General features: G+C 76.4%; 14 protein-coding genes, 1 pseudogene and 1 riboswitch. Of the genes and pseudogenes, 6 read left to right on the top strand and 9 right to left on the bottom strand.

What is annotated here, in order from left to right:
* Positions 1 to 8: 8 nt before the first annotated feature.
* Genes ACI796_RS16660 through pdhA form a run of 3 tightly spaced genes read right to left on the bottom strand, consistent with a single transcriptional unit; the run spans position 9 to position 3,609 of the window.
* Complete coding sequence (locus ACI796_RS16660; RefSeq protein ID WP_456942339.1) at positions 9 to 1,490, bottom strand: dihydrolipoamide acetyltransferase family protein; 1,482 nt, start codon at positions 1,488 to 1,490, stop codon at positions 9 to 11.
* Entirely contained in the window at positions 1,490 to 2,470 is a 981-nt protein-coding gene (locus ACI796_RS16655) for an alpha-ketoacid dehydrogenase subunit beta (protein WP_456942338.1), read from the bottom strand. Before ACI796_RS16655 ends, ACI796_RS16660 begins: the two co-directional genes overlap by 1 nt.
* Complete coding sequence (pdhA, locus tag ACI796_RS16650) at positions 2,470 to 3,609, bottom strand: pyruvate dehydrogenase (acetyl-transferring) E1 component subunit alpha (protein WP_456942337.1); 1,140 nt, start codon at positions 3,607 to 3,609, stop codon at positions 2,470 to 2,472. The genes ACI796_RS16655 and pdhA overlap by 1 nt, the downstream gene beginning before the upstream one ends.
* A gap of 217 nt (positions 3,610 to 3,826) precedes the next feature.
* Here pdhA and ACI796_RS16645 point away from each other — a divergent pair, with 217 nt between their 5' ends.
* Together ACI796_RS16645 and ACI796_RS16640 are read left to right on the top strand one after the other, a co-directional pair.
* Positions 3,827 to 4,327: an Lrp/AsnC family transcriptional regulator gene (locus ACI796_RS16645; protein WP_456942336.1), complete on the top strand. Its 501-nt coding sequence runs from the start codon at positions 3,827 to 3,829 to the stop codon at positions 4,325 to 4,327.
* A 37-nt stretch (positions 4,328 to 4,364) separates the two neighbouring features.
* Positions 4,365 to 5,426 (top strand): M42 family metallopeptidase, encoded by a 1,062-nt coding sequence (locus tag ACI796_RS16640; protein ID WP_456942335.1) that lies wholly within the window; start codon positions 4,365 to 4,367, stop codon positions 5,424 to 5,426.
* Between the two features lie 3 nt (positions 5,427 to 5,429).
* Here the strand turns inward: ACI796_RS16640 and ACI796_RS16635 are convergent, their stop codons facing one another.
* Positions 5,430 to 5,684, bottom strand: a complete 255-nt coding sequence (locus ACI796_RS16635) for a DUF3253 domain-containing protein (RefSeq protein ID WP_456942334.1) — start codon at positions 5,682 to 5,684, stop codon at positions 5,430 to 5,432.
* Between the two features lie 54 nt (positions 5,685 to 5,738).
* Between ACI796_RS16635 and ACI796_RS16630 the strand changes: the two genes are divergently transcribed.
* On the top strand, positions 5,739 to 6,257 hold the full coding sequence (locus ACI796_RS16630) for a hypothetical protein (RefSeq protein ID WP_456942333.1): 519 nt from the start codon (positions 5,739 to 5,741) through the stop codon (positions 6,255 to 6,257).
* A gap of 51 nt (positions 6,258 to 6,308) precedes the next feature.
* On the opposite strand, the gene ACI796_RS16625 is transcribed toward ACI796_RS16630, so the two are convergent.
* Positions 6,309 to 7,643, bottom strand: a complete 1,335-nt coding sequence (locus ACI796_RS16625) for a serine hydrolase domain-containing protein (protein ID WP_456942332.1) — start codon at positions 7,641 to 7,643, stop codon at positions 6,309 to 6,311.
* Between the two features lie 15 nt (positions 7,644 to 7,658).
* Positions 7,659 to 7,976: a DUF3817 domain-containing protein gene (locus ACI796_RS16620; protein WP_456942331.1), complete on the bottom strand. Its 318-nt coding sequence runs from the start codon at positions 7,974 to 7,976 to the stop codon at positions 7,659 to 7,661.
* A gap of 102 nt (positions 7,977 to 8,078) precedes the next feature.
* Here ACI796_RS16620 and ACI796_RS16615 point away from each other — a divergent pair, with 102 nt between their 5' ends.
* Positions 8,079 to 8,612 carry a hypothetical protein gene (locus ACI796_RS16615; protein ID WP_456942330.1) on the top strand — a complete coding sequence of 178 codons (534 nt, stop codon included), beginning with the start codon at positions 8,079 to 8,081 and terminating at the stop codon, positions 8,610 to 8,612.
* A gap of 39 nt (positions 8,613 to 8,651) precedes the next feature.
* Here the strand turns inward: ACI796_RS16615 and ACI796_RS16610 are convergent, their stop codons facing one another.
* Positions 8,652 to 9,773, bottom strand: coding sequence for a C40 family peptidase (locus ACI796_RS16610; protein ID WP_456942329.1), 1,122 nt, complete (start codon positions 9,771 to 9,773; stop codon positions 8,652 to 8,654).
* Positions 9,774 to 9,784: 11 nt separating this feature from the next.
* Positions 9,785 to 9,917: riboswitch (cyclic di-AMP (ydaO/yuaA leader) on the bottom strand.
* Positions 9,918 to 10,110: 193 nt separating this feature from the next.
* Between ACI796_RS16610 and ACI796_RS16605 the strand changes: the two genes are divergently transcribed.
* The gene (locus ACI796_RS16605) at positions 10,111 to 10,335 is read left to right on the top strand and encodes a hypothetical protein (RefSeq protein WP_456942328.1); all 225 of its coding nucleotides are present in this window, start codon (positions 10,111 to 10,113) and stop codon (positions 10,333 to 10,335) included.
* A 54-nt stretch (positions 10,336 to 10,389) separates the two neighbouring features.
* Positions 10,390 to 11,208 (top strand): annotated as a pseudogene (locus tag ACI796_RS16600) (YhjD/YihY/BrkB family envelope integrity protein); the annotation flags it as partial.
* A gap of 23 nt (positions 11,209 to 11,231) precedes the next feature.
* On the opposite strand, the gene ACI796_RS16595 reads toward ACI796_RS16600, so the two are convergent.
* Positions 11,232 to 13,766, bottom strand: coding sequence for a transglycosylase domain-containing protein (locus ACI796_RS16595; protein ID WP_456942327.1), 2,535 nt, complete (start codon positions 13,764 to 13,766; stop codon positions 11,232 to 11,234).
* Positions 13,767 to 13,854: 88 nt separating this feature from the next.
* Positions 13,855 to 15,894: a HelD family protein gene (locus ACI796_RS16590; RefSeq protein WP_456942326.1), complete on the bottom strand. Its 2,040-nt coding sequence runs from the start codon at positions 15,892 to 15,894 to the stop codon at positions 13,855 to 13,857.
* Between the last annotated feature and the right edge of the window lie 197 nt (positions 15,895 to 16,091).

Here is a 16,091-nt window from a genome sequence, read left to right as displayed (position 1 = left end):
GCCACGCGTCAGAACGTCAGCGCCAGCCCCGGGTCGGCCAGGAGCGCACCGACGTCGGCGAGGAACCGGCTGCCGAGCTCGCCGTCGATGATCCGGTGGTCGAACGACAGCGCCAGCTGCGTCACCTGCCGGACGGCGACCCTCCCCTTGTGCACCCAGGGCATCTCGCGGACCGCGCCGAAGGCCAGGATCGCCGACTCGCCGGGGTTGAGGATCGGCGTCCCGGTGTCGACGCCGAACACCCCGACGTTGGTGATGGTGATCGTCCCGCCGGCCATGTCCGCCGGCGCCGTCCGCCCGGCCCGCGCCGTCTCGGTGAGCTCGGTGAGCGCCCCGGCGAGCTCGGCCAGCGACAGTCGCCCGGCGTCCTTGACGTTGGGCACGACCAGCCCGCGCGGGGTGGCCGCGGCGATGCCGAGGTTGACCTGCCCGTGGACGACGATCTCCTGCGCCGCCTCGTCCCAGGAGCTGTTCACCATCGGGTGCCGGCGCGCGGCCAGCAGCAGCGCCCGCGCCACGAACAGCAGCGGGCTGACCTTGACCCCGGCGAACTCCGGCCGCGCCGCCACCCGGGCGCGCAGCTTCATCGTCCGGGTGACGTCGACGGTCAGGAACTCGGTGACGTGCGGCGCGGTGAACGCGCTGGCCACCATGGCCGCCGCCGTCGCCTTCCGCACGCCCTTCACCGGGATCCGCTGGTCACCGGCGGTCGCGGCCACGGGCGCGGGCGCCGCGGCGGGGGCCGACGGGGCGCTGGCGGCCGCGGTGACGTCCTCGCGGGTGATGACCCCGCCGGCGCCGCTGCCGGTCAGCGCGGTGAGGTCGACGCCGAGGTCGCGGGCGAGCTTGCGCACCGGCGGCTTGGCCAGCGGGCGCACCGAGCCGCGGCCGGGCGCGGCCGACCGCGACGGGGCGGCCGCCTCGGCGCGGGCGTGCGCCTCGGCCTGCCGGCCCACCTCCAGGCCGCCGTGCCGCACCGGCTTGACCGTGGCGTCGGGGGCGGTGGCCAGCAGCGGCGGCCGCTCCTGACCGCCGGAGCCGTAGTCGGCGCCGGCGGGCGCGGGTGCGGCGGCGTGCACGGCGGGCGCCGACCGGCGCGGGCGCCGGCGGGCCTCGGTGTTGCGCGGGCCGTAGCCGACGAGCACCGCCGTCCGGCCGCCCGGGGCGGCCCCGCCGATCAGCCCGGCCCCGGCCTCCCCGCCGTCCGCCGCGGGAGCCGCGGGGGCGGGGGCAGGGGCGTCCTCGCCGCCGACGTCGATCGTGATGATCGGCGTGCCGACGTCGACGGTCGTGCCCGCCTCGTGCAGCAGCTCGGTGACCGTCCCGGCGTACGGCGAGGGCAGCTCGACGGCGGCCTTCGCGGTCTCCACCTCGCACAGCGGCTGGTTGACCGTGACGGTGTCGCCCACCGCCACCAGCCACTGCAGGATCTCGCCGTCGGTCAGCCCCTCCCCGACGTCGGGGAGCTTGAACTGGCGCAGCTGCCCCATCAGGACGCCACCACCCGGTCGACGGCGTCGAGCACGCGGTCGAGGTCGGGGAGGTACTCCTCCTCCAGCTTCGACGGCGGGTAGGGGGTGTCGTAGCCGCCGACCCGGAGCACCGGCGCCTCCAGCGAGAAGAAGCACTGCTCGGTGATCCGCGCGGCGATCTCCGCGCCGAGGCCGAGGGTCACCGGCGCCTCGTGGACGACGACGCAGCGGCCGGTGCGGCGCACCGACTCGACCACCGGGTCCAGGTCCAGCGGCGAGAGGGTGCGCAGGTCGACGACCTCCAGCGAGCGGCCCTCCTCGGCGGCGGCGTCGGCGGCCTGCAGCGCCGTCTTCACCATCGGGCCGTAGGCCAGCACGGTGACGTCGTCGCCGCCGCGGACCACCCGGGAGGCGAACAGCGGGTCGGGCGTGGCGTCGGTGTCGACCTCGGCCTTCTCCCAGTACCGCCGCTTGGGCTCGAGGAAGACGATCGGGTCGGGGTGCGCGATCGCCTGCTGGATGCCCCAGTAGGCGTCGACCGGGTTGCTGACCGCGACCACCTTGAGCCCGGGGGTGTGCGCGAAGTACGCCTCGGGGCTCTCGCTGTGGTGCTCGACCGCGCCGATGCCCCCGCCGAACGGGATGCGGACGACGATCGGCATCGCCAGCTTGCCGCGCGAGCGGGCGTGGATCTTGGCGACCTGGGTGACGATCTGGTTGTAGGCGGGGAAGACGAACCCGTCGAACTGGATCTCGCAGACCGGCCGGTAGCCGCGCATGGCCAGGCCGACGGCGGTGCCGAGGATGCCGGCCTCGGCCAGCGGGGTGTCGACGACGCGGTCCTCGCCGAAGTCCTTCTGCAGGCCGTCGGTGATGCGGAAGACGCCGCCGAGGCGGCCGATGTCCTCGCCCATGAGCACGACCTTGGCGTCGTCCTCCATGGCGCGGCGCAGGCCGAGGTTGAGGGCCTTGCCGATGGTGAGCGTCTCGGTGCCCATCAGTGTCCCGCCCCCTCGAAGCTCGCCTGGTAGGCCTCGAAGGCCGCCTGCTGCGCGGCCAGGTGCGGCGTCTGCTCCGCGTACACCTGGTCGAACATCGCCGTGCCCGGCGGGTCGGGCATCTCCAGCGTGCCCTTCCGGATGCGCGCGGCCAGCTCGTCGGCCTCGGCCTCGACGGCGTCGAAGAACTCCTGGTCGGCGATGCCGCTGCGGGACAGGTGCGCCTTCACCCGCGCGATCGGGTCGCGCAGCTTCCACTCCTCCAGCTCGCTGGCCAGCCGGTAGCGGGTGGGGTCGTCGGAGGTGGTGTGCGCGCCCATCCGGTAGGTGAACGCCTCGACGAACGTCGGGCCCTGGCCCTCGCGCGCGGCGGCCAGCGCCGCCCGGGTGACGGCGAGGACGGCGAGGACGTCGTTGCCGTCGACCCGCACGCCGGGGAAGCCGAAGCCGGCCGCGCGCTGGTACAGCGGCACCCGCGACTGGCGCTCGAGCGGGACGCTGATCGCGTACTGGTTGTTCTGGCAGAAGAAGACGACCGGGGCCGAGAAGCTGGCCGCCCAGATCATCGCCTCGTTGACCTCGCCCTGGCTGGTGGCGCCGTCGCCGAGGAAGGCGAGCGTGGCGCTCTCCGCGCCGTCGCGCTGCAGGCCCATGGCGTAGCCGGTGGCGTGCAGGGTCTGCGCGCCGATGACGACGGTGTAGAGGTTGAACCCGGTGTCCACCGGGTCCCAGCCGCCGTTGTCGACGCCGCGGAACAGGCTGATGACGTGCAGCGGGTCGACGCCGCGCACCCAGGCGACGCCGTGCTCGCGGTAGGTGGGGAAGGCCGTGTCGTCGGCGGCCATCGCGCGGCCGGCGCCGATCTGGGCGGCCTCCTGGCCCAGCAGCGAGGCCCAGATGCCGAGCTCGCCCTGGCGCTGCAGGGCGGTGGCCTCGACGTCCCAGCGGCGCACCAGCACGAGGTCGCGGTACAGCCCGCGCAGCTCCTCGTCGCTGATCTCGAGGGAGTACTCGGGGTGCTCGACCCGCTCGCCCTCGGGGGTCAGCAGCTGCACCAGGTCCGGTTGCTGCGGCAGGTGGGGCGCCGCCGCACCGGGTACGGGGTCCACCGCCTCCGTCGTCACGCTCGGCACGCTCACGCGCTCCTCCTCGCCGTCGGCCGCGCCGCCGGGGTCGCCGGCCGGTCGCGGTGCTGGACGTCCTGTGTGGGCACCGGGGTGTGGCACCACTCACACATCGTGGCACGACCGACCCCCTGTGGAGCACATCACCCCTCTCCCGGATTGCGCAAGGTCGGAACGGCGGACTGCGCAGGATGACAACTGCTCGGACGTCCGAACGTGTCAGACTGAGCACATGCCGCCCGGTCCGGACCGTCTGGACGCCACCGACGCCCGCCTGGTGCAGGCGCTGACCGACGACCCCCGCGCCACGGTCATGGCCCTGTCCCAGCGGCTCGGGCTGGCGCGCAACACGGTGCAGGCGCGGCTGGCCCGGCTGGAGTCCAGCGGCCTGCTGGCGCCGTTCGACGCCCGGGTGCGGCCCGAGGCGCTCGGCTACCGGCTCGGCGCCTACGTGACCGTGCAGGTCGTGCAGCGCAGCCTCGAGGAGGTCGCGGCCGCGCTCGCCGCGCTGCCCGAGGTCCTCGAGGTGACGGCCCTGTCCGGGGCCGCCGACCTGCTGGTGCGCGTGGTGGCGGTGGACGCAGACGACCTGTGGCGGCTCACCGAGCAGGTGCTCGCCGTCCCCGGCGTGGAGCGCACCGACACCGCGCTGGCGCTGCGCCGCTACGTCGACCACCGGGTCGCCCCGCTGCTGGAGCGGGCTGCGGGGGCGGACGCGGCACCGGCCGGGTAGGACGGGTCCGACCGCCGACGCCGCCCCGAGGAGCCCCGTGGCCACCCCGCTGCCCGACCTGCTCGACGTGCTGCTGCGCACCTACGGCCCCTGCGGCGAGGAACAGGCGGTGCGCGACGTCGTCCGGCGGGAGCTCGAGCCGCCGGCCGACGAGGTGTCGGTGGACGCCGCGGGCAACCTGGTCGCGCTCCTGCACGGCCGGGACCGGTCGGCCCCGGCCGTCCGCGTCATGGCACACCTCGACGAGCTGTCGATGATGGTCAAGCGGGTCGAGCCCGACGGCACGCTGCGGGTGAGCTCGCTCGGCGTCATGTACCCGGGCAACTTCGGCCTCGGCCCGGTCGCCGTCCTCGGCCGGCGGGAGACGCTCACCGGCGTGCTCACCCTCGGCTCGGAGCACACGACCACCGACAGCATGCGCATCTGGGAGACCAAGCCGGACCAGGGCGGCAAGGCCATGGACTGGTCGCACGTCTACGTCTTCACCGGGCGCTCCGCCGAGGAGTTGGCCGCGGCCGGCGTGCACCCCGGCACCCGGGTGTGCGTGCACGCCGACCGGCGCGGGCTCACCCGCTTCGGCGACTTCGTCGGCGGCTACTTCCTCGACGACCGCGCCGCGCTCACCGCCCTGGTCGGCGCCGCCCGGCTGCTGCGCGGGCGCCCGCACGGCGACGTGTACCTCGTGGCCACCACCAGCGAGGAGATGGGCGGCATCGGCGCCTCCTACGCCGCGCGGACCCTGCCCGGCGACCTCACCGTCGCCCTCGACGTCGGCCCCGCGGAGGCCGAGTACCAGGTCACCGTCGACGGCGGGCCCGTCGTCGCCTACGCCGACGACGCCGTCGTCTACGACCGGGCCGTCGCCGACGCGCTGGTCGACGCCGGTCGCGAGCTCGGCGTGGACCCGCAGACGGCGGTGTGGCAGTCCTTCGACTCCGACGCCTCGCAGGCGAAGGCCTCGGGCCAGACGGCGCGGGCGGCGCTGCTGAGCCTGCCCACGTTGAGCACGCACGGCTACGAGGTGCTGCACACCGGCACCGTCGACCGGACCGCCCGGCTGCTCGCCGCCTTCCTCGCCCGCCCGCTGCCGCTCGGCTGACGCTCAGCCCGTCACGCGGCGGACGCGCACCGGGCCGCGGGCGGTGGCGACGTCGACCACCGCGCCGCGCTGGGTGACCTCGACCCCGCCCCGCCGCGCGAGCCGTCCGGCGGCCGCGCGGGCCTGCGGCATGAGGTCGCGCCAGCCTTCGGGATCGACCGCGCGGGCCGCCTCCGACGGGCAGATCGTGGCGCCCGGTGCGCGGGCGTCGAGCAGCGCGTCGATGGCCCGCTCGAGGGCCGCGCCGGCGTCGTCCACTCCCCCAGGATGCGCCCGTTTCCCCTGGTGAGCGCGGCGGGTACCACCGACGGCATGGCGAGGCGAACCCCCGTGGGGACGTTCGGCAAGGGCAGGCGCGGGATCAGCACGCTCGGCTGGGCGGTGCGCGGCGCGGCCGCCGGGGCGGCGGGCAGCACCGCGCTCAACGCCGTCACCTACCTGGACATGACCGTCCGCGGCCGCGGGACCAGCTCGACGCCCGAGCAGACCGTGGAGAAGCTCGCCGAGAAGGCGCACGTGCCGATCCCCGGCGACGACGAGACGCGGCAGAACCGGGTCCAGGGGCTCGGGCCGATGACCGGCCTGGTCGCGGGCGTCGGCGTGGGCGTCGTCGTCGGACTGGTCCGCGCCTCGGGCTTCCGGTCACAGCCGCTGGTCGGGACGCTGCTCACCACGCTCGGCGTCCTGGTGGCGGCCAACGGCCCGATGACGGCGCTGGGCATCACCGACCCGCGCAGCTGGTCGGCCACCGACTGGGTCAGCGACCTCGTCCCGCACCTGGTCTACGGCGCCGTCGTCAAGACCACGATGGACGCCTTCGACCGCCCCTGAGCCGGTGCACCTCCGCGGAAGTGCACCGGGCAGGTCCGCGGAGGTGCACGCTCAGCCGGCCGTCGCCGTCCAGCCGCGGGGGTCGACGTCGCCGGGGACGGGGGCGGCGGGGTCGTAGGGCGTGCGGGTGAAGACGAACGTGCCCAGGTCCAGGTGGTCGTCGGCGATCCGCAGTGGCTCCCCGGCGTAGTAGCCGTCCAGGCCCACCCAGGTGCCGTCGGCGTCACGGCGGAAGCGGCTGGCCCGCCCCGAGCGGCCGGGCAGCGGGCCGAGGTGCAGCAGGCCGCCGTCCACCGCGCGCAGCGCGTGCGGCGCCGGGCCCCAGTACCAGGTGCCCAGCTGCTCCAGCGGCACCGGCGGCTCGGCCGGGCGCCACGGCTCCGCCACCCGCGGCTCGGCGGCGCGCAGGTCGGCGAGCAGGCCGGGGACGAGCACGTCCAGGCCGCTGGTGGTGTTGGCCAGGGAGACGCCGCCGGTGCCCTCCTCGCGGTCGACGAACACGCCGGCGAGGAAGCCGGGCATCGAACCGCCGTGGCCGGTGAGCGTGCGGCCGTCGACCCGCAGCACCTGCAGGCCCAGCCCGTAGGCCGACCAGGCCGGGGAGGAGCCGTCGACGCCGGCCGGCACGGCCATCTCCTCGAGCGTCGCCGGGGACAGCACGTCGCCGGTGTCGCCGAGCAGGAAGGCGGCGAAGCGGGCGAGGTCGGCCAGCGTCGCCCACAGCTGCCCGGCGGCGGCCATCACGCCGGCGTCGTGTTCGGGCTCGGGCAGGACGACGTCGGCCCACGGGTGGACGGCGTACCCCTGCGCGGCGCGGCCGGACGGGCGCGGCGTCGTCCGGGTCATCCCCAGCGGGGCGAGCACCTCCGCGGTCACGACGTCCTCCCACGACCGCCCGCGCAGCCGCGCCACGAGCTCGCCGAGCAGGCCGAAGCCGAGGTTCGAGTAGTGGAAGCGCCGGGCCTCGCCCAGGACGACGTGCTCCCCGGACAGCCGCAGGTCGGCCAGGGATCCGCCGGGCACCCGCTCCCACCAGCCGCCCGGGCTCTCCGCGGCGGCGCCGGCCAGGTGCGAGAGCAACTGCCCGACCGACCGGTCGCCGAACGGCGTTCCGGGCACGTGCCGGTCCAGCGGGTCGTCGAGGGCCAGCCGGCCCTCGTCCCGCAGCCGCATGACCGTGACGGCGGTGACGGTCTTGCTGATCGAACCGAGCCGGTACTGGATGTCGGTGTGCGGCTCGTCGACGTCGCCGCGGCCGGCCGACCAGGCCAGCCCGCCGTCGCGGACCACGCCGGCGACCAGGCTGGGCGCCCGCCCCTCGCGCTGCACCCGGGCGGTGCGGGCCAGCAGGGTGCGGGCGGTCGAGGGCAGCACGGGTTCCGGCATGACCGGAACCGTAGGTCAGGCCCGGACGGGCGCCGCCAGCCGCCCGGTGCGCCCGGCCCAGCGCTCGAACACCACGGTGACCAGCGGCGGGACCGAGGCGGCCAGCGCGAGCAGCGTCGTCCACCGGGACCAGCCGAGCACCCGCGCGGCGACCAGCGCCACGACCACGTAGGCGACGAACACCGCGCCGTGGACCGGCCCGAACACCTGGACGCCGGCCTCGGAGGTCTCCGGCACGTACTTGACGTACATCCCGGCCAGCAGGCCGACCCAGGACAGGGCCTCGGCGACGGCGACGGTGCGGAAGGCCAGGGCGACGGTGCGGGGGTTCATCGGTGCGCGGTCCTCGGGTCGGGGGCGGTTCCGGAGGGTCAACGCGGCAGCGGGCGGCGACGTCCCGATCTCCGGGTGTGAGGTGCGTGGCAGGGTCGGGCCGTGCGGGGTCTGGCGCGGCGGGAGTTCTGCCTGGTCCTGCTGCGCCGGATGGCGGACCTGCGGCCGGACCTGGTGGCCGCGGCCCTGCCCTGCCTGGGCGCGACCCGCGCCGAGGCGCACGCGGCGCACACCCGCTGGCAGGCGCTGCACCACGCGCGGCGGGCGCCGCGTGGCGTGGCACTGCGCGCCGCCGTCCTCGGGCCCGCCGAGGAGGTGGAGGACCGCCGGTTCGGCGACCTGGACCTCGAGGTCCGGCGCTGGCCGCTGCCGCTGTGGCCGCACCTGCGCTGGGAGGTGCTCGCAGCCCCCGGCGGCAGCGTGCTGCACGAGCACCTGGTGCGGGCGCCGGGCTCCCCGGTCCCGCCGGCGGCCGACGGGCGGCTGCGGGTCTGGGAGCACGTGGTGGCCGACGTGAGCCGCCTGCCCGGCGCGCAGGAGGTGGACCCGAGGGTGGTCACCCGCTGGGAGGTGCGGCTGCCCTCCGGCGCGACGGCGGCCTTCGTCTGGGGCCTGCTGCAGCGGGTCCGGACGTGATCCGTCCCGGCACCCGGTGACGTGGGGGCAGGGAGGTCCTCACCCGATCCGGCGGGCGCCGGCGTAGCCGCCCATCACGTCGATGCCGGCGACCTTGACGACGTCGCCCGACGTCGGCGCGTGCACCATCTGGCCGTTGCCGATGTAGATGCCGACGTGGCTCACCGGGCTGTAGAAGAAGACCAGGTCACCGGGCTGCAGGTTCGCACGGGAGACCGGGGTGCCCATCGTCGACTGCATCTTGCTGGAGTGCGGGAGGCTGATCCCCGCGGCACGGAAGGCGTACTGGGTGAGGCCGGAGCAGTCGAACGCGTTGGGGCCGGCGGCCGCCCACACGTAGGGCTTGCCGCGCTGGGCCATGGCGGTGGCGACGACGGTCCCGGCGACGCCGCTGGCCGGCGCGGCCGCCGGCGCCGGCTCCTCCGCGGACGACGACCCGGAGGCCGACGCGGTGTCCTCGCGCTCCTCGTCGCGGCTGGCGCGGGCGTCCTCGGCGGCGTGCGCCGCGGCGGCGGCCTCGAGGGCGGCGCGCCGCTCGTCGGCGGTCAGCCGGGCGTAGTCGGCCTGGTAGGCGGCGATCTGCGCCTCGAGGTCGGCCTGCTGGGCGGCCACGGCGTCGTACTGACGCTGGGCCTCGGCGGCGGCCTCGGTGGCGGCGGCCTGCGCGGCGGTGGCGGTCTCGGTGGCGGCCGCGGCCCGGCCGAGCAGCTCGCCCTGGTAGCCGGCGACGCCCTGCAGCAGCGTGACGCGGTTGACGAACTCGTCGGCGTCCGCGCTGGTCATGAGCGCCTGCAGCGAGCCCATGCTGTCGCCGGTGTACGCCGACCGGGCGATGCCGACCACCTGCCGGCGGGCGGTGTCCACGGCGGCCTGGGCGGTGGCCAGCTCCGCGGCGGCGGCGTCGGCGGCGGCCTGCTGGGCGGCGAGCGCCTCGCGGGCCTCGTTGAACTGCTCGGTGACGACCTCGAGCTCGTGGCCCCGGGCGGCGACCAGCTGCGCGGCCTCGGCGGCCGTCGTCGGCTCCTCCGCCCCGGCCGGCGCCGGGACGGCACCCAGCCCGAGACCGATGCCGAGGGCGCCGACGAGGGCGAGGGCGGCCCGGCGGCCGCGGGAGCGGCCGGTCGCGGGCATGCCGGGGACGGACGTGCGCAGGGACGCCACGCGGCGGTCTCTCCTTCTCCCAGGCCGCCTACCGGGTTAGCTGACGGGTTCGGGCGTGGAGTCGCCCGGCGCGTGCGGACACGCGCTACACCCCAGGACTGCGATGGGTCCCCGGCCCGGTCCCCGCGGAGGGGATCCGGCTCGACGGCGTCCGCGGGGTGTCACCCGGACTGGTGACGGAGCGCCCCGTTGGACGTACTGAGCGTAAGGTCCGTGACCGGCGTGTGACAATCACCGCGGTGTAATTACATCGGTCACGAACGGTGATGGGGTGGCTCCGGGAGGTTGCCGACCCCCGCCGGTTTGCGCGGCCGCGGGGACGTGTACCGATTGCTGCATGTCCTCTTCCACGCGGATGCGTCTGGCCCGGCCGCTCGTCGCGCTCGCCCTGTTCGGCTCCCTGGTCGCCTGCGGTGACAACACCGACTTCTCGCGCGGCCCGACCAACTGCGACGCCTCCGGCGAGAACGCCAGCAACGAGAACGACGCCAGCTGCCAGGAGACCGGCCAGAACCCCGGCAACGACGCCCCCACCACCGACGACGCGAGCACCGACGACTGAGCGCCGCCCGGTCCCCGGCGGGCGCCGGGCCGCCGGGACTGGTGGCATGGGCGCGTGAGCCCGGGACGCAGGTGGACGGCGGCCCGGGTGCGCGCCGAGACGCGGACGCTGCTGGCCGGTGCCCGCCGTCTGCTGCACGGCCGTGACCTCGCGCTGATCGGCGCGGGACTCACCTTCTACGCCGGCATCGCGGTGGTGCCGCTGGTGCTGGTCTCCGTCCGGCTGACCGCGCTGGCCACCTCGGCCGAGGAGGTGCGGGCGCGCAGCGGGCGGCTCGCCGAGCTGCTGCCGGCGTCGCTGGGCGCGCCGGACGCGGTGGCCCGGCTGGTCGACGCCGGCGTCCGGCTGGACCTGCTGGGGTTCGCGCTGGCGCTGCTGCCGCTGTCGCTGTACGGCGAGGGGCTGCGGCGGGCGCTGATGCGGTTCAGCCGGCGGCGGGAGAACCTCACCGGCTGGCGGGGCCGGCTGCTCGCGCTGCCCCTGGTCGTGGCGACGCCCCTGCTGCTGTACCCGCTGCTGCTGGCCGCCACGGTCATGGCCGACCTGGCCCGCGAGGACGGCGCCGGGCCCGCGATCGGGCGGTTCGCCGTCGGCTACTACTCGGTGCTGTTCGTGCTGACCGTGCCCATCCTGTGGGGCTACGGCGTGGTGGCCGGCGGCCGGCGCCGGTGGGGCGCGCTGGTCAGCGGCGCGCTGTTCACCGCCGCGTGCCTGTCCGGGTTCCTGCAGGGCTTCGTGCTGTTCCTGTCCCTGCCGCTGGACCTCGGCGCGCCCTTCGGCGGCCTGGTCGTGGTCGGCGCCGTGGTCGCCATCGGCCTGTGGCTGTTCCTGCTGCACCTGGTCCTGCTGGCCGGGTGGCTGCTCACCCAGTCCCTGGACGAGCGGCTGGGGCGGCGTCAGGCGTCCGGTCGCCAGGGTGAGCCCGGTCCGCCACCCGGCGCCGGGAGCTCGGTCGCGGGCGCGGGCGGCTCCGGTGCGGGCGGCTCCGGTGCGGGCACCGCCGGCGCCGGCGGCACCTCGGTCGGCGGAGGCGGCTCGGGCGCGGGCGGCGGCTCCGGCGCCGGGGGCGGGGTCGACGGCGATGGCGGGGACGACGGCGGGGGCGGGGAGGACGGCGGCGGGGACGACGACGGCGGGGTCGTCCCGGGGGCGCTCGGGGGCGCCGGGTCGGCCGGCGGTGCGGGCTCCGGCTCCACGTAGTCGCTGCCGTTGCTCACCAGGATCGACACCACCTGGCCGGGCACGGCACGGCCGCCGCGGGGCGGGCTGGTGCCCAGGAGGGCGCCGGACGGCTCGTCGCTGTCGACGCGCACCGTCCGCGGGGTGAACCCGGCGTCGGCCAGTGTCCGCTCGCAGGCGCGCACGCTGGAGCAGCCGGGCACCGGGCGGGTGTTGCCGTTCTGCACGGTCTCGTCGGCCGGCGGGAACTCGCCGCTGCCGCGCGCGGTGAGGATCGGCTCCATCGCGTCGTGCCAGATGGTGGCGCCCTTTCCGCCACCGAAGCCGCCGACGTCCTCGTTCTGCTTGGGGTTGAGGACCATGACGCTCGCGGTGATCTCGGGCGTGTAGCCCACGAACGCCACCGAGTAGTTGTCCTGCGAGGTGCCGGTCTTGCCGGCGATCTGGTGGCCGCGGACGTAGGCGCGGGCCCCGGTCTGTCCCGGGTTCCCCGGCTCGACGTCCTTGCGCAGCATCTGGTTCATCGTGTTCGCCACGCCCGGCGGGACCGCCTCGGGCGTGCACCGGTCGCCGACCGCGAGCGGGTCGCCGCCGGCGCCGGCCGCCGGCTCGCCGTTCTGGTCGAGGACGGCGGTCACCGGGACGACGTCGCACTGCGTGCCGCCGGCGGCGAACGTCGAGTAGGCGCTGGCCAGCGCCAGCGGGCTGGTCGCCTCGGCGCCGAAGGTGAACGACCCGCGGTTCTCGTCGATGATCTGCTGCGCCAGGCCGGGCGGGCTGAACTGGAACAGCCCCGCCGCCTCGGCCATCCGCACCGGCTCCTCGACGCTGCCGAGGGCGTCCTCGAGCGCGAGGAAGTAGGTGTTGGAGGACTGGTACAGCGCCGTCGTCAGGTCCAGCGTCGGGCGGTAGCCGGACCCGGCGTTGCGGACGCAGTACCGGCCGTCGGTGTCCCGGCCCTCGCAGGGGCCGCTGTAGACCCGGGAGACGTAGGGGTCGGGGGCGGTGAGCGTGTAGTGGGAGGAGTAGCCCCGGGCCAGGGCCGCGGCGGCGACGAAGACCTTGTACGTGGAGCCCGAGCCCTGGCTGGGCGCCACGTTGAGGTTGAACGACTCCTGGGTGCGGTCGGCGAGGTCGTAGCCGAAGGTCCGGTTGACGCTCATCGCCAGCAGGTGGCCGGTGCCGGGCTCGACGGCGGTGAACATCGCGGCCAGCGAGTCCTCCCGCGGCAGGGTCTCCAGCACCGCGGCGTCGCCGGAGCGCTGCAGCTCGGGGTCCAGCGTGGTCTGGACGGTGTAGCCGCCGTTGTCCAGCTGCTCCTGGCTGAGCCCGAGCTCCTGGATGAGGTACCGCTGCACGAAGTCGCAGACGAACGGGCCGACGGTGGCCTGGACGCAGCCCCGGGGCGGGGCGGGCGCGGGCGCCAGCCCGAGCGGCGCGGCCGCGGCCGCGGCCGCCTCGTCGGCGGTGACGAAGCCCTGCTCGGCCATCCGGGACAGGACCTCGTTGCGCCGCGCGGTGGCCGCCTCGGGGTCGGTGAACGGGTCGTCGTTCACCGGGCTCTGCACGAGGCCGGCCAGCAGGGCCGCCTGCGGCAGGGTGAGCGCGGCGGCGTCGACGCCGAAGTAGGCGCGGGCGGCCGGCTGCACGCCGTAGGCGTTCTGGCCGAAGTAGACGATGTTGAGGTAGCGGGCGAGGATCTCGTCCTTGCTGTAGAGGTCCTCCAGCGCCAGGGCCAGACGCGCCTCGCGCAGCTTGCGGCCCACCGTCTGCTCGGTGGCGGCGGTCCGCTCCTCGGGAGTGTCGGCGGTCTGCAGCAGCGTCTGCTTGACCAGCTGCTGGGTGAGCGTCGAGCCGCCCTCGGCCACCTGCCCGGCGGCGATGTTGGTGACCAGCGCGCGCAGCGTCCCCTGCACGTCCAGGCCGCGGTGGCCGTAGAAGCGCGAGTCCTCGATGGCCACCATGGCGTCCTTCATGACGTCCGCGATCTCGGAGGGCTCCACGGGGTCGCGGTTCTCGTCGTAGAAGTACGTGATCGGCTCGCCGTTCGCGGCCAGGAGCACGGTGTTCCCCGGCGGCGGGGCGTCGGTGAACTCGGTGGGCAGGTCACCGAGCAGCCCGGTGGACTGCTGGGCGGCGATCGCGGGACCCCCGATCCACGGGAGGAGCAGGCCCGCCACCAGTGCCCCGGCGACCACGATCGTCGCGGCCAACCGGAGCAGCGTGCCGGCCCGGCTGTCCTGCCGGTCCATGGGCCTCCCTCCCGTGCGCGCACACTGCAACAGAGATCACGTCCGGCCACAACGACCCGCGCCGTGCGGTGCTGCGGTCGGGGGACGCTCAGACCTCCAGCAGGGCGGGCAGGTCGTCGCGGTGCAGCACGACCAGCGTGCTCACCGCCCGGGTGAGCACGACGTAGAGCCGGGACAGCCCGCGCGGCTCGGCGGCCGCGATCGCCGCCGGGTCGGCCACGACGACGGCGTCGAACTCCAGCCCCTTGGCCAGGGTGGCGGGCACGACGGCGAGGCGCCCGGCCGCCGAGCCGTCGTCGGCGAGCACCGCCGCCGGCAGGCCCGCGGCGGCCAGCAGCCGCGCCACCCCGGGCACCGCGGCGTCGGCGCAGACGACGCCGACCGACCCGGGGCCGGCCGCGAGGTCGGCGACCACCTCGGCCAGCGGCCCGGCGAGGTCGGCGACCGGCCGGACGGCGAGCGCACCGGGGTCCCGGCGCACGGCGGTGGCCGCCGGCAGGCCGGGCGCGATCGCCGGCAGCAGCCGGTTGGCGTAGTCGAGCACCTCCCCCGGCACCCGGTAGCCGCGGGTCAGCGGCCGGACGGCGGTGTCCGGGCGGCCCAGGCCGGCGAGCGTCGGCGCCCAGTCGGCCGGCGACCAGGGGCTGGTGGCCTGCGCGAGGTCGCCGAGCACGGTGAGCGACCCGGCGGCCAGCCGGCGGGCCACCGCGCGGCACTGCATGGGCGAGAGGTCCTGCGCCTCGTCGACGACGACGTGCCCGTAGCCCGCCGTCCGCTCGAGCAGCCCGGCCACCTCGTCGACGAGGACGGCGTCGGCGTCGGTCCACGCCGTGGCGCGCACCGAGCGCGCGGCCGGGCGGTGCAGCAGCGCCTGCTCGTCGTCGGTGAGCACGCCGCGGGCGGCGCGGGCCAGGACGGCGGGGTCGCCGAGGAGCTCCGCGACCAGGCCGGCGGGGTCGCGGGCGGGCCAGACGGCGTCGCAGAACTCGCGGACCTCGGGGCTGCGCGCAGCCCGGCGGGTCTCGGCGTCGGTCGGGCTGCCGCCGGCCTCCTCGCTCTGCCGCCGGGCGTCCTCGGCGAGCAGCAGCGCCAGCCGCTCCCGCCCGGCGGCGTGGTGCAGCCGCTGCTGGTCGTCGGCCACGCGGCCGCGCCGCCGCAGGTCGTCGACGTACCGCTTCAGCCGCTCCACCGGCACCCGGTGGCGGCGGCCGGCCAGCGGGACCAGGACGTCGTCGGCGGGCTTGGCGATCGAGCCCCACAGCGCCCGCTCGAGCACCTGCGCCATGCGGGCGTCGCCCTTGAGGACGGCGACCTCCGGGGCGTCCTGCGCCCGGACCGGCACCCGGCCGGTCAGCTCGGCGACCGTCGTCTGGTCGACGTCGACCTCGCCGAGGGTGGGCAGCACCTGCTCGATGTAGCGCAGGAACGCCCGGTTGGGTCCGACGACGAGGACGCCGGTCCGGGCCAGCTGCCCGCCGTGCGTGTAGAGCAGGTAGGCGGCGCGGTGCAGACCGACGGCGGTCTTGCCGGTGCCCGGCGCGCCCTGCACGCACACCGACTCGGCCAGCGGGGCGCGGACGATCTCGTCCTGCTCGGGCTGGATGGTGGCGACGATGTCGCGCATCGGGCCGCTGCGCGGGCGCTCGATCTCCTGGAGCAGGACCCGGCTCGAGGTGTCGTCGCGGAGCAGGGCGCCGTCGCCCTCCTCGCCGACTCCGAGCAGTTCGTCCTCGTAGGAGGTGAGCTCACCGCCGGCGAAGCCGAACCGGCGGCGGCGGACCAGGCCCTGCGGATCCGCGGCGCTGGCCCGGTAGAACGGCCGGCTCATCGGCGCCCGCCAGTCGATGACCACCGGCCGGCCGGCGGCGTCGCGGACGTGCCGCCGGCCGATGTGGAAGGTCTCCCCGGCGCCGTCGGTGCGGCCGAAGAAGGGCGGCACGCCGGGGTCGGCGGCCAGCGAGCGGAGCCGCTCGGCGCGGGCGGCGCCGAGGCGCTCGGAGGCCCAGGCGTCGACGCCGGCGTCCACGACGGTGGAGGCGGCGGTGCGCATCTCGGCGAGGCAGTCCTCGGCGAGGGCCAGGTGGGCACGCTCGGCGGTGAGGACGGGGTCCGTCGCGGGGTCGGTCACGGTCGTGTCGGTCGGTGTCGCTGACACGGCCGGTGGACGTTACGCCGTCGTGTGCTGCTCGTCACACCCGCCCCCGGGCCGGGGGGGGGGGGGGGGGGGGGGGGGGGGGGGGGGGGGGGGGGGGGGGGGGGGGGGGGGGGGGGGGGGGGGGGGGGGGGGGGGGGGGGGGGGGGGGGCGGGGGGGGGGGGGGGCGGGG

The sequence above is a fragment of the Geodermatophilus sp. SYSU D00525 genome (assembly GCF_054050475.1).
This window is presented reverse-complemented; position numbering and strand designations above follow the sequence as displayed.